Origin of the sequence: Mesorhizobium hawassense, from assembly GCF_003289945.1 — a bacterium.
In the GTDB taxonomy this organism is placed as follows: Bacteria; Pseudomonadota; Alphaproteobacteria; order Rhizobiales; family Rhizobiaceae; genus Mesorhizobium; species Mesorhizobium hawassense.
The window spans coordinates 179522-192806 of sequence record NZ_QMBP01000001.1; the positions used below are offsets into that span (position 1 = coordinate 179522).

Annotated in this window: 8 protein-coding genes; 3 read left to right on the plus strand and 5 right to left on the minus strand. The window is 64.5% G+C overall.

The window, feature by feature from the left end; all coding sequences use genetic code 11:
* Nucleotides 1-7: 7 nt before the first annotated feature.
* From DPM33_RS00825 to tagH, 5 genes are all read right to left on the minus strand, one after another.
* Nucleotides 8-2530, minus strand: a complete 2523-nt coding sequence (locus DPM33_RS00825) for a protein kinase domain-containing protein (RefSeq protein ID WP_112095010.1) — start codon at nt 2528-2530, stop codon at nt 8-10.
* Nucleotides 2527-3306, minus strand: a complete 780-nt coding sequence (locus DPM33_RS00830; protein ID WP_112095847.1) for a PP2C family protein-serine/threonine phosphatase — start codon at nt 3304-3306, stop codon at nt 2527-2529. Before DPM33_RS00830 ends, DPM33_RS00825 begins: the two co-directional genes overlap by 4 nt.
* Nucleotides 3307-3423: 117 nt before the next feature.
* A complete protein-coding gene (gene tssM / locus DPM33_RS00835) occupies nt 3424-6954 on the minus strand; it encodes a type VI secretion system membrane subunit TssM (protein WP_208648344.1) in 3531 nt (1176 codons plus the stop codon).
* On the minus strand, nt 6954-8345 hold the full coding sequence (gene tssL / locus DPM33_RS00840; RefSeq protein WP_342634305.1) for a type VI secretion system protein TssL, long form: 1392 nt from the start codon (nt 8343-8345) through the stop codon (nt 6954-6956). Before tssL ends, tssM begins: the two co-directional genes overlap by 1 nt.
* Before the next feature lie 443 nt (nt 8346-8788).
* Nucleotides 8789-9868, minus strand: a complete 1080-nt coding sequence (gene tagH, locus DPM33_RS00845) for a type VI secretion system-associated FHA domain protein TagH (protein ID WP_112095013.1) — start codon at nt 9866-9868, stop codon at nt 8789-8791.
* Nucleotides 9869-10176: 308 nt separating this feature from the next.
* Here tagH and DPM33_RS00850 point away from each other — a divergent pair, with 308 nt between their 5' ends.
* The 3 genes from DPM33_RS00850 to DPM33_RS00860 are packed head-to-tail and all read left to right on the plus strand — an operon-like array spanning nt 10177 to nt 13278.
* Nucleotides 10177-12501, plus strand: coding sequence for a type VI secretion system Vgr family protein (locus DPM33_RS00850; RefSeq protein ID WP_112095014.1), 2325 nt, complete (start codon nt 10177-10179; stop codon nt 12499-12501).
* A 10-nt stretch (nt 12502-12511) separates the two neighbouring features.
* Nucleotides 12512-12934: a DUF6484 domain-containing protein gene (locus tag DPM33_RS00855; protein ID WP_112095015.1), complete on the plus strand. Its 423-nt coding sequence runs from the start codon at nt 12512-12514 to the stop codon at nt 12932-12934.
* A complete protein-coding gene (locus DPM33_RS00860) occupies nt 12931-13278 on the plus strand; it encodes a hypothetical protein (protein WP_112095016.1) in 348 nt (115 codons plus the stop codon). Before DPM33_RS00855 ends, DPM33_RS00860 begins: the two co-directional genes overlap by 4 nt.
* Nucleotides 13279-13285: the final 7 nt, after the last annotated feature.

Here is a 13285-nt window from a genome sequence, read left to right on the forward strand (position 1 = left end):
GTTCATGCTATCCGCCAAGCCGGAAATACGTGGCCGTGGCGGAGAACTGCGATCCGTCGGCCTCGATCTCCTCGAGGATCCTGGGCAACAGCTCCGAGGCCGGCGTTGGTCTGGAGAACATGGCGGCCTGGAGATCCTTGGGTCCGGTGATCACCAGCATGATCTGCGGCACGGCCTTGCCGGCTGCCTTGTCCGTCGGGCCAAGGCCGATCGGGATGTTGAAGGTCACCTTGTCGGTTTGCGGCACCATGCGGTCGTCGAGGTTGAACGCGACGCCCTTGTGGTCGATCAGCATCACGTTGGAGATGAGCCCGCCCCCCGTGTAGAGCGCGCCGCTGACCGGCGTACCGTCCGGCACCGACGTCCGGTCGAGCACAAGCTGAGGCTTTTCGGCCGAGCTTCGGTCGAGGAAGCGCAAGAAGGTGGGCACGCCGCACTGGGACGGGGTAATGAGGCGCACGCTGACGTCCGGCTCGATGTGGAACCTCGACTGAAAATCGTTGAGCATCTGCTCGAAAGGCTGCACCGCCGTGCCGAATCCCTCGATCGCGGGAGAAGCGCCTGGTCCCGATGTCACGTTCGCGTAAAAGCAGCTGCCGCCGCTGAAATCGCGCACCCAGGAGCGGCGCTCGGTCCACTTCGCCGTTTCCTGTTCCAGTGACGGAAGCGCCGGTTTGATCACATTGATGGCGACGTCGGTGTTGTCGGGCTGCTTGGCCGGCGGCGGCTGCGGTTGCTGCGCCGGCTGTGCCGGCGCGATCGGCGTCTGAGGCTGCCTGGCCGTCGGGGTTGGCGAAGTCGGCGGGCTGGGCGGCTGGCTTTCCGGCGCCGGCGCCGGAGACGCCTTCGGCTTGGGCTGCTTGGAAAGCATGTCCACGATGTCTTTCACGCTGGGCTTGGCCGTCGGCGGATTTGCATCCTGTTTCGGCTTGTTTTCAGTCGTCTGGCTCGGTTCCGGCGTCTTGACCGCCGGAGGCTCGCTGCTCGGTCGGGCCGGCTGCTCGCTCTCTGCAGCCTTTGGCGCAGGAGTTGGCAGAGGCGTCGGCGATTGCTCTGCCGGCGCTTGCGCGGGTTTTGTTTCGGCCTGGGGTGGTTTCGTCTGGTTGTTGGCTTCGTTCTCCGGCTGCGTTGCAGGCGGTGCCGGCTTCGCGACCGGCGTCTTGACCTCGTCGGGTTGGGCGGGCGGCTTCGCCGTCTCGATGGTGGCTGAGCTGTCCGGTTTTGACGCTTCCGGCTGAGGCGAGGCCGGTGCCTGCGGCTGTGGTTTCGGCGTCTCCGGTGGCTGCGCTTCGGTTGCTGGTTTGGCGGCTTCCGCGACCGGTTTCGGCGTCAGCGGCTTGGCGTGTTCCGCTGCCGGCGGAGGCGCCAGGACGCCGCTGAAATAAAGGCCGGTCCCCACCAGGGCCGCGAGCGCCGCGACGCCACCGGCGATGGCCGGCGTCCGCGAAGCCTTTTTCGGCGCAGCCGGCTTGGGCGCGCCGGCCGGAGCGGCGGCCGGAGCAGGCCGTGGCTCCGACAGATGCGCTGGACGTACATGCTCGACGAAGCGCGGCTCGCCGGGCGGCGGCGCCGGTGGTTGCGGTTTGGAGCCGGGCGGCGCCGTCCAGCCGGCGCGCGGCAGGCCCGAGCGTTCGCGTGCGCCAAACGGTGCGGGCGGCGGCAATGTCGCCTCGAGATCCTCGCCACGCGTCGCCCTGGCGATCTCGGCCATACTGGCTGGCCGGTCGCGCGGATCCGGCTGCAGCATGGCTTCGATGAGTTCGTGGAAGTCGGGATCGATATCCGACAGGTCCGGCACGGTCCGGCGCTTTTCGATGACCTCGTATTGCGAGCCGCTCATGTCGAGCGGCTCTCCGCGCAGCGCCGCGGCCAGCACCAGCCCGAGGCTGTAGATGTCGGATTGCTCGCTGACGTCGCCGCCGTAGAGCCCGAGCTGCTCCGGCGAAACATAATTGTATTTGCCGGCAAACCTTCCGCCGATCAGCGTCTCGCCGCCGGTCGCCGAGCGTGCGATGCCGAAATCGATGATCTTGGCGCGCTCGACCCGCCCGCCCGGCAGGATGATGTTGTCGGGCGAGAGGTCGCGATGCACGGCGCCCGCCTGGTGAACGGCGCTCAAGCCCGAGGCGAGCCGATGGCAAAGCCGGCGCACGTCGTCCGCCGGCATCGGCCCGCGCCGCATGACGTCGAAAAGCGACTCGCCGTCGACGAACTCCATGGCAAGGTAAGGGCGGCCGATCCCCGTATCGATCGTAAACACGTGGTAGCGCACCACCGCGTCATGCGAGAGATGGTTGAGGATCGATGCTTCCTTGCGGAACAGCGACAGGATCGTCTGATCGCGAGCGAATTCGGGCAGCACGATCTTGATCGCCACATGGTCGCCGGTCTGGATGTTGTGGCCGCGATAGACTTCGCCCATGCCGCCGGAGGCGATCCGCTCGTCGAGTTCGTAGATGCCGCTGAGCTGCGTGCCGACGCCCGCATAGGCGATGTTCGGCGATATCCGCGTCTTGTCGTCGTCGCTCACCGGGCCAGGCCCTCCACTGCGGACCGATCCGAATGGAGTGCGCCGTTGCGCCCGCCGCCGATCTTAACGAGTACGATGGTCACATTATCGGTGCCGCCGCGCGCCAGCACCATGTCCAATAGACCCTGGCAGGCCGCCCGCGGCGTGGCGGATTTGACGGCGGCCTCGATCTCGGGGTCGCTGACATGCGCCGTCAGTCCGTCGGTGCCCAGGACGAAAACATCGCCGGGGATCAATTCGCCCTGCTGGAAATCGATCTCCAGCTCGTCGCTGACGCCGACCGCATGTGTGATCACGTTGCGGCGCGGCCAGGTGAGCGCCTCCTCGGCGCTGATCATGCCGCGGTCGAGCAACTCTTGCACCTCGGTGTGATCCTTCGAAACCTGGAAGATCGCGCCGTTGCGCACAAGATAGATGCGGCTGTCGCCGGCCCACAGGCAGGCAAACCGTCCATCCATGGCGAGAAGGGCAGCGAAAGTGGAGCCGATGGTGATGCCGCGCGATCGCGATATGCCGCGGATCTCGGCATTGGCGCGGCTCAGCCGATCCTCGAAGCGGGCGCGGAGGTCCGGCGCGGAGCTCGCAATGCCGATGGTCGCCAGGTGGTCGACGATGCTGGCCGAGGCGACTTCGCCGGCCTCATGCCCGCCCATCCCGTCAGCCACCACCCAGAGGCCGGTCTGCGGTTCGATGAGGTAATTGTCCTCGTTGTGGTCGCGCACGCAGCCTTTGTGGCTCACGCCGAAGCTGTCGATGGGGAGGGCGACAGTGCTCAATTTGCCACCAAGCGCCTCGCGAGCGTCCTCTGTGACCAACCATGGGCCGCGTGCCCACGCCACTCTGCCACAAGCGTATGCATTAGAGTACCGAAATGAAGGCTGGAGCCGGCCATGTCAGAATGCCTTCGGACAGCTGAAGCCGGACAGGGCCGGCAGCAGCAGGGGGTTGGCGCCCGACCCGACCTGCATCGTGTAGGCGACGTCGCGTCCGCCAATTACGAAGCGCGCCTCGGTGTCGGAGCCGTCGCCGGTGACGGTCGCCTTGTCGAACAGCCGCTTCAACGCCCAAGGCCCCTCGAATTTGAGCGCGGACTCGCGGCCGGGCATTTCCGGCACGAGGCTGAGGCTCGCCGATCCAGAAGCGGCTCCGCTCGGCCACGTCACGATGCTCGGCGCGTTGCCGGCTTGCGCGCTCTGGACCGTCTGTCCGTCGACGTTGAGCACGGCGCTGTCGACTTCGCTGTTCACTGAGATGGGGGTGATGGTGATCGACACCGAAGGCACCGAGCCGCCGGATGGGAAAAAGGCGCTACGGATTTCCGCGGCCGACTGGAACGCCTTCAAAGTCGACTTGGCCAGGTCGCGGCTGGAACGGGCGTCCTGTTTCCAGGTCCATTCCTGGCCCGTCATGTCGATCAGCGGCGCAAGATTCTGCGCGAAGAAACGATCCATCAGGCCGCCAGGCGCGAACAGCTTGGTGAAATCCGCCATCGAGATCTCGTCCGTGCTGTCGCGGGTGAAGGGATAGCGGCCGTTGACCGCCTCCTCGCAGGCGCGCGTCACCGTCTGGTCGAGGTTCTGGTTGAGGTTGGCGACGGAAGTCTCGGCGACATTGCCTTCGAATTCGTCCGCCGCCGTGTTGACCATGCGTGCCAGCGGCTTGGGCAGGCGCGAGACATTGGCGCGCAATGTCGAGATCTGCAGCTGCAGATTGGCGTTGACGCGTTCGGTCTGCGAGGGGACATCGGCCGCGAGTTTCAGGCTCTGGTAAATGTCGTGGAAGTTCTGCGTCAGGGCGTCGAGCGGCCGGCGTCCGGCCGCCCCGCTGACCAGCGCCTGGAAGGACCGGAACTGCGCCTCGACGCTCCCGCCGGCATTTTGCGCAACGGCCGAGCTTGCGCCGGCACGGCTCTGCGACTTGCCGCCGGCGACCTGCAGCCCGATACGGGCCAGGCCCTTGGCCATGGCGGCAGGATCCTGCTGCGGCGCGCCGGTCTCGCCCTCGGCGGCCGCCGTATCCTTCGTCAATGCGGTTTCATCGGCGATCGCCGTGAACAGCTGGTCTAAAGGCGAGTCCGGCGACGCGACGGCCGAAAGCGCCAGATATTGCGGCTTGTCCTTCAGCATCGCCTTGAGCTTCAGCTGGTCGAGCACGCCGTTCCAGGCGGAGGCGAATTCCTTGCCGTAGCGGTCGACCAGTTCGGAACCGAGCTTGGGCAGGTCCTGGTCGATGCCGCCCTGTTCGCCACCGCCGCCGAGCACCCACTGGTCGTCGACGAGCGTCTGCGCCATGCGCGAGAGCTGTGGCAGGAAGAAGCGGTTGAAACCGGCACGCGTGTAAAGGCCGGCGACGTGCAGATCGGCGAGCTCGCTGCCGTCCATGCGCTCGAACAGCAGCTGTGCCTCCGGACCGGCCTTGGCGGCGACGGAGAAATCCTGCAGCCTTGCCGCGTAGACCGCCGACCTGATCTGCGCCGAGGCGCGGTCGGCGAGGCTCATGCGCCCCAGCGAGCGTTGCGCGGCCTCGACCAGCGGCTGATTGAGTTCGAAGACCGGATCGTACGCGTCGTCGAGCGCAAGCATGGCGCGCAGATGCTTTTCCAGCTGCGCGCGGCCCTCGCGGTTGTTTTCGCCGGGATAGCGGTTCTCTTCCCAGTCCTGCTTCATCCACGAAACGATCAGCTCGTCATCGACCTTCGGCGCCTTGCCGCCCAGCATCAGGTAGATTTTGAGGGGCTCGTAGAGCGTGATCGGATCGGCCATCTTGGCCTGGATCGTCCGCTCCGCCTGCACCAGTAACCGGGAGCGGAAAGTCCGCTCCAGCGCCTGCCGGTAGGCGGTTTTGGAGGCCGACAGCAGCCTCTCGCGCTGGCTGAGCCCGAACGTCTCCTCGATCGGCCTTCCTTGGTCGCCGTCTTCGAAACCGGCAGGCAGGTTGCGCAACTGGTCGAGCGGACCGATGACGTTTTCGAGATCGACGTCGGTCACCGTCGTGCTCTTCAGCAGCGAATCGGCGCTGTCGCGATAATGCGCCATGGCCTGCCTGGTGGAGGCGATCAGCTGCTTGTTGGCGAAGAAGCTGAGGCCAAGCACGCCAAGCGCTGCCAATGCCGCCAGCGCGACCGCGGAAAGGCCGCCGAACCTGGCGAGCCTGGCGCGCCGCTCGGCGGCCCTGTCGAACGACACCCAGCCCGATTCCGGGAAGATCACATCGGTCAGGAGATCGTGCAGGAAGAAGCTCTTGCCGGCGCCGGAAAGATGCGCCTGGGAAGCGTTGCCGAAACTGCGGCCGATCGCGCCGAGCACCTGGTCGAAGGGCGTCCCTTCCTGGGTGCCCGAAGAAAAATAGAGCCCGCGCAGACTGACGTTGACCTGCGACCGAGAGGTGTCGAACAGGCTGCCGACGAACTGCGTTATCCGGTTCTTCAGCGCGCCGAACTGCGCCGGAAAACCGAACAGCGCGATCCGCGTCACCGGATCGGTCTCTTCCTGCAGGCGGTCGGCGACCTCTTCGGCGAGCCGCTTGGCCAACGCGTCGAATTCCGGTGGCGCCTCGCCGGCCATGTTCTTGGTGCGGTCGGCGGTCTGGAATGTCGCGCCCCACACCTTGCGCCTGCGCGCTTCGTCGAAAGCGCCGAAATAATCCATGAAGCCGGACACGAGGTCGGCTTTGGTGAAGAGCAGATAGACCGGGAACTGAATTTTCAGCGTCTCGTGCAGCTCGCGCAGGCGGCTCCTGATTTCACTGATATGCGCGTCGAGCTGTTGGTCGTCGAAGCCGACCAGATCGGCAAGGCTGATGGCGAGGATCACGCCGTTGATCGGTTGCCTGGTGCGGTGTTTCTTGAGCAATCCCAGGAATGCGAGCCAGCTCGCCTTGTCGCGTTCGCGGTCCGACTCCTGCGTCGTATAGCGGCCAGCCGTATCGATCAGCACCGCTTCGTCGGTGAACCACCAGTCGCAGGATCGGGTGCCGCCGACGCCGGCGACCGGCTGCGCGCTGCCGGAACCGGCAAGCGGAAATTTCAGCCCGGAATTGACCAGCGCCGTGGTCTTGCCGGCGCCGGGCGGGCCGATGATGATGTACCAGGGAATGTCATAGAGGAAATTGCGCTTGCCGCTCGTCCGCTTCAGCGTCGCGACGGCTTCGCTCATGCGCGATTCCAGCACCTGCGAATCGTCGTTGCGCTCGTCGCTGCGCGCGATGGCCGTTTCCAGCGCCTTTTGCGCCCCGCGCCGCTGCCAGAAGCGGATGCCGTAGAACAGGGCGAGCACCGCGACGGTGACGCCGATGATCGTGGCCCTGAGCCACACGGGCCCAAGCGGGTGCGTGTCGGCGAAGCGGATCAGCGGCCCGGCATACCAGACCGCCGCCGAGAAACCGGCAAGCGCAAGCAGGCTGAAGATCCGCAGCATCCAGCGCATCAATTGCCGTTCTCCGCCGCCGCGCCGGTCTGCAAGGTCTCCTGTTTCGGGATCATGACGTCGACGCGGCGGTTCTTGGCGCGGCCGTCCGCCGTTCCATTGTCGGCAATGGGTTCATCCTCGCCCTTGCCGTCGACACTGAGCCGCGACGGGTCCTTGAAATCTTTGGCCATCATCGCCTGCACCGCTGTGGCGCGGGCAACGGACAGATCGAAATTCGATTTGAACGTGCTCGACTTCTTAGGCTTCACATTGTCGGTGTGGCCGACGATCCTGATCGGTCCGGGTTCGGCGTCGAGCGCCGTGGCGATGTCGGCCGCGATCGGCTGGAACTGCGGCTTCAGCTCCGCCTGGCCGGAAGCGAACAGAAGCTGGTTGCTGATCTCGACGACGATGAACTCGCCCTTCGTGCCGACGCTCAGTCCACCATCGGCGATCTCCTTGGCAAGCGCGGCGCGGATACGGTCGATCTGGGTGGTATCCGGGACCGAGGGCGGTGGCGGGCTGGCTTGCGCCGGTTCGGCGGGCGCCGCCACGCTGGCGCGCTCGATAGTGACGGGCGTCGACGGGTTGAGCGCCAGCAACTCGCCGGCGGTCGCGTCGCCTTCATTGGTGATCAGCACCCGCAGCCCGAAGAAGGTCGCCGTCACCAGCGTTGCCGCGGCCGCCGCGACCGCCCAGAGCGGCAATCGCGCCCTTGGCTTGGGTATCGCCGCCGCCATGCCTTGCCAGCGGGGCGCGATGTCCTCGTCGGCGCGTGGCTTGAAGTAGCGCAGCGTGTCGTAGACGTCGCGCCGGACACGTTCGAGTGCGTTGCGTTCGCCCGCCATCCCGCGATACTGGCCTTCGAAGCCAAGCGACAGGCAGGCATGCATCAATTCGAGCAGGTCGTAATGCGCTTCCGGCTTGGCGAGAACATTGTTCAGCGCTTCATAGAAGCCGGCGCCAGTCGGTTGCGTGTGGAAGAACTGTGCCACCAGGCTGTGCGGAAGCCAGCTGTCCTTGCTCGGCCAGGGCAGATTGCCGACGAGGTCGTCGGCGGTTTCGCAAAGGGCGAATTTGGCGATCCGCCCGTCCTCCTCGCCAATACCGGCTTTCGCGATCGTACGGTCGAACGTCTCGATCGCTTCGGCCATGTGCTCCGCCAACGGCGCCGCTTGCCGTTCGACCGGCATCAGCCGCAATTGGCCGAGAAGCATCAGCAGCGGCGCCGCGGCGGCAAGCAGCGGATTTGCCGCGGCGTATTTCACGCCGGCGGCGGCGTCGAGCAGGGCATCCTGGTGCACTCCCGGGGCGGCACCTGCGGCTGCCCCCGGAGCAGATGCTTGAAAGAGCACGGTTCCGGACGACCAGCCGGTCGGCACCTGCCGGCCGCCGCCAGGATCGAACACCGTCGATTCCCGGGCAGGCGATGGGGCAGGCCGGACGCTTTGCGGACCGGAACTCGCGGGAGCCGCAAGCGGCCGTTGCTTTGGCCGTGGGGCGCGGATGACGGTTTTGTCCGCCGGCTTTGAGGGATCGTCCTTTGAGCTCATCGGCGGCGCACGACCGTAGAGGCGCAAGGAGCATGTCCGCGCCCGGAGGGAAGCGTTCCAGGTTGAGTTCCGGCGGCGGGCCGCATGGAAAGGCTCATCTCGCCGAAACATGACATTGCTGCACACGCCCCAAGCCACGCCGCTTTGCCCGCCAGGCAAGCTTGCCCGCACATCCTAATCGCCAAGGCATCCGATTGAAACGGGGCTGCCGATTGAAATCCGAAAGCAAGATGCTCGAAGAGGCGGCTTCTTCTATGAGACCCGTCACATACAGCCGGCGCGGTCCGTGCCGATCCAGGCTATTTCTGCTTGCCGGCTTTTGCGTAGGCCTCGGCGAAATAGGCGAGGAACACATCCAGCATGCCGTTGTCGTGCTTGTCTTCCATCGTCCGCCATGTCGCGACGAGCGCATCCCAGGCCTGGCTCTTCCTGGATGAGAAGGATGCGGGCGGAATTTTCTTGGCGATTGCCTCCGGCGACAGGTCGTCGAGCAATCGGGACAATGCGGCCTGCATGGCGGCGTAAGTGGCGATTTCGTGTGTCTTCAGATCCCGGAACGCGTCCTCGATGCTATGCTTGGCATCGAGATAGCCGGCCCTGCGCTTGGCAAACATGATCTCCAGTATGTCGTCGGTGCCCGGCACGAATTTCAGCGGGTTGTTGTCCTCGGCGCCGATCATCGTCCGGTTGGCGCTTTTGGCGAGCACCTTGGCGGCCGCGCGGGCCTTGAGCAACAGGGACAGTTGCTCGACCGTGATCCTCAGCACGGCGCCGATCTCGGCCGCGACGTCATGCGGGTCGCGCGACTGCAGCAAGTCCGGCGCGATACCTGCCGCCCTGGCGATCTCGCGCAATATCGCGTCCGTTTCCGCCGGCCGGTTGGCCGGAGCCGCCGGGCCGGGCTGCAGCGCCGATGATGTCGAAACGGCCGCTGCCGCGACCTGGCGCTGCCCCGTCTGATTGAAGAATGGCTCGTGGCCGAGATCCAGCGGGCGGCCGGTCGAGGGCGGCGGTTCGCGCAGCGTCGACCCGGTCCTGGCCTGCGGATGTCCGGTCGCGACGCGTTCGTCTTCTATCGAAACGCCGACGACATAACGGCCGATCAACAGCCGGTCGCCCTGGGCCAGCCGATGCGGCCCGGCCATGCGCTGGCTCGAACCGTTGAGGAACGTGCCGTTGCGCGAGATATCGTAGAGCCAGAACGAACCCGCCTGGTAGCGGACCTCGCAATGCCGGCCCGAGATGAACTTGTCCGGGTCGGACAGCGTCCAGTCGCAATTCTCGCGGCCGATTTCGAAGCTGCGGTCGCGGGCGGCGTAGCTCGCGGTGGTACCGGCCGGCAGCCTATCGACATTGCTGATCTGGAGAGAGATGAACATCCGCAAGCGTCGCCGAACTTGGTCAATAAATGCTTATTTTCGTGCAAATTCCTGAGGGAAATGCGCCAGGCGTTTCCCCGGGATTGCCTCGGTATTCTAACAGCTTGCATGCGTAACGGGAGAGGAGCGTTTCACACCGGCGCGTGGGTGCGGTTTAGCCATCGCTGTTATTTGGCCTCCATCAAACATGTGCTAGGCTGGCGGCGGTCCGGAGCGATGAGTTCGAAAACGTCCCGAACGTGATGCAGTTTACAGAGCGGGGGTTTCGATCCATCACACTGGCGGCCGCGTCGAGGAGGGGCACGACCATGCCGAACGAACGTGCCACGGTTGTGCATACGCCGGCCGGCGACGACCTGACCTTCACCCATCTCATCGGCCGCGATGAGATCAGCCGTTGTTTCGCCTACACCGTCGGCTTCGTCTCGAAGAACCGCGACGTCGATCCGTTGAAGATGCTGGGCGGCGTCGTTTCGGTCGAGGGCGAATCCGATCCGAAGCGCTGGTTCAGCGGCCTCGTGGCGGATTTCAAGCTTACCCGCATCGAGGACCGGCTGGCCTTTTACGAGGCCACCGTCAGGCCATGGCTCTGGTTCCTCGGCAACACCACCGACTGTCGGATTTTCCAGAACATGACGGCGGTTGAGATCGTCGAAAAGATCTTCTCCAAATACGGCATCGCCAAATTCGAGAAGCGGCTGCAGGGGTCCTATCCCTCGCGCGAATATTGCGTTCAGTATGACGAGAGCGATCTCGACTTCGTCCAGCGGCTGCTTGAGCACGAAGGCATCTTCTATTTCTTCGAGCATGACGAGGGTAAGCACACGCTGGTGCTGTGCGATGCGATGAGCAAGCTGAAGCCGGCGCCCGGTTACGAGAAGGTGCTCTATAATTTCGAAGGCCACGGCTCGCGGCGCGATGTCGAATACATAACCGAATGGATTCCGGGCAGCGCGGTGCGGCCGGGCGCCTATGCCCATACGGACTATGATTTCGAGAAGCCCGGCGCCGATCTGATGGCGAAATCCGCCCAGCCCTTCGCCCACAAGGAGGCCTCGGGCGAGAACTATCGTCAGCCCGGCGCGCATCTCGATGTCGGGCGGGGCGACAAGATTGCCGGGATCCGCCGCGAGGAACTCCAGGCGGTGCATCAGCACAGCACGGCGGTGGGAACCGTGCGCGGCCTTTTTTCCGGCTGCAAGTTCACGCTGGAAAGCTTTCCGCGCGACGACCAGAACCAGGACTATCTGGTGCTCAGCGCCGAATACCGGCTGTTCGATCCCGGCTACCGCACCCAGAACGAGGCCCACAGCGAGAACTTCAAGGTCGTGCTGGGCGTCGCGCCCACCAAACTGCCCTACCGCCCGCCGCGCATCACGCCGCGGCCGATCATGCGCGGCCCGCAGACGGCAACCGTCGTCGGCCCCTCGGGCGAGGAAATCTTCACCGACAAATACGCGCGGGTGAAGGTGCAGTTCCACTGGGACCGCCTCGGCAAGAAGGACCAGAACTCATCCTGCTTCGTGCGCGTCTCGCAGACCTGGGCCGGCAGCAACTGGGGCTTTATCCAGATCCCCCGCATCGGCCAGGAGGTGATCGTCGATTTCATCGAGGGCGATCCGGACCTGCCGATCATCACCGGCCGCGTCTACAATGCCGCCGAGATGCCGCCTTACGCGCTGCCCGGCAACGCCACGCAATCCGGCTGGAAGTCGAATTCCTCGAAGGGCGGCGGCGGCTACAACGAACTGATGTTCGAGGACAAGGCCGGTTCCGAGCTGGTCAATTTCCAGGCCCAGAAGGACCACCATCTGCTGATCAAGCACGACCGCAACAAGACGGTCCAGCACGACCAGTCAGACCGCATCGACCACGACGCCAAGCACTCCGTCGGCCACAACCTCGACGAGGACGTCGGCAACAACAAGACGGTCAAGGTGGGTGTCGACCAGACGACGAATATCGGCAGCAACGATACGGAGACGGTGGGTAAGAGCCGATCATTGACGGTGATGGCAAACGAGACGATCCACGTCGTCTCGAACTCGACCGAGAACATCGACGCAAACCATTCGCAGACGGTGGGTCTCAACCAGACGGTGACGGTGGGTATCGCGCGCGTGGACACGGTGGGAGCCGCTGAGGCGAGGACCGTGGGCGCCACGCAGACGAACACGATCGGGGCGACTCGATCGGTGAGCGTCGGCATCAGCCAAAGCCACGATATCGGCGCGGGCGATAGTTGGAACGTCGGAGCCGGGCAAGACGTGAACATAGGTGCAGATCAGAGCTTCAATGTCGGCGGTGCCCACTCTTCGCAGATCGGCAAGGGTCGTGATGCCAAGATCGCCGAGGACGACGCGACGGAGGTGGGCGGAGCGCGCTCGCTGAAAATCGCTAAGGGTAGCCTGGTCGAAGTCGGCGAGGATGGTGCCATCAAAATTGGCAAGGATCTGCTGATCGAAGCCGGTGACTCCATCGTGATCAAATGCGGATCGGCGGCGATCTCGATGAAGAAGGATGGAACGATCAACATTGAAGGCAAGGACATTTCCGTTAAAGGCTCTGGCAAGATCAACGTGAAAGCTTCGAGCGACATCACGATGAAGGGCTCGGAGATCAAGCAGAATTGAAGGTGGCTGGATGACGAAGACCCGAAAGCGGATCGAAGGAGTGATTATCGGCGTCTTCCTTGGCTTCGACGACGAAGCGCCGCTCGTTGTATTTCCAGGCAACGCAAGCGAGACAGCTGTGAGAGCCAGAAGTCTGGCAGAGTTGAACTCCGACATGGTCGGCTCGGAGGTCGCCCTGCTCTTCGAGGGAGGTAATGTCGGCCGGCCGCTGATCGTGGGCCGTATAATCGAGCCAAGTCGCAAGTCGCGGGCGCAAGTCATACGCGATGGTGAGAAGGTAAGGATCGTAGGCGAGGAACGGATAGAGCTGCGCTGCGGCAAGGCCACGATCATTATGGAAAAGGATGGTCACATCACCATCCGCGGCACTTATGTGACGAGCCAGGCCAGCGCTACCAATCGTATCCGTGGCGGCTCGGTGAACTTGAACTGATGGCAGCGCCGGTCCTGCGAGAGATTGTCCGGCAGCATGCCGAAATGGCGGCGTTCCTCTGGACGGTTTACGATCATCACCTGCTTCATCCCGATGAGAACCCGGAGATGGACGACGTGCGTCTTGGCCGCCTGATCGAAAGGCTGGAGGCGCATCTTGATGGTCTGCGCGTAGCTGGAGATCAGGGTCGAAAGATAGCTCAGGAATGCTACGAGGAATTTCCAGAAGCGGGTGAGCTATTCGTGCTGCGAATGCTGGCGGCGCCGAAACCGATTGGGGTTGTAAATTTGGACCTCGCCAAGGTCAGGCGGTACCTGGCGGCCACACTCAGCCAGAACCGGTAATCCGCAC

Bases quoted from the DNA above. Each gene is read 5' to 3' on its own strand.
- tssM (WP_208648344.1), bottom strand. From the start codon at position 6,954: ATGCGCTGGATGCTGCGGATCTTCAGCCTGCTTGCGCTTGCCGGTTTC.
- tagH (WP_112095013.1), bottom strand. From the start codon at position 9,868: ATGTTCATCTCTCTCCAGATCAGCAATGTCGATAGGCTGCCGGCCGGT.
- DPM33_RS00850 (WP_112095014.1), top strand. From the start codon at position 10,177: ATGCCGAACGAACGTGCCACGGTTGTGCATACGCCGGCCGGCGACGAC.
- DPM33_RS00855 (WP_112095015.1), top strand. From the start codon at position 12,512: ATGACGAAGACCCGAAAGCGGATCGAAGGAGTGATTATCGGCGTCTTC.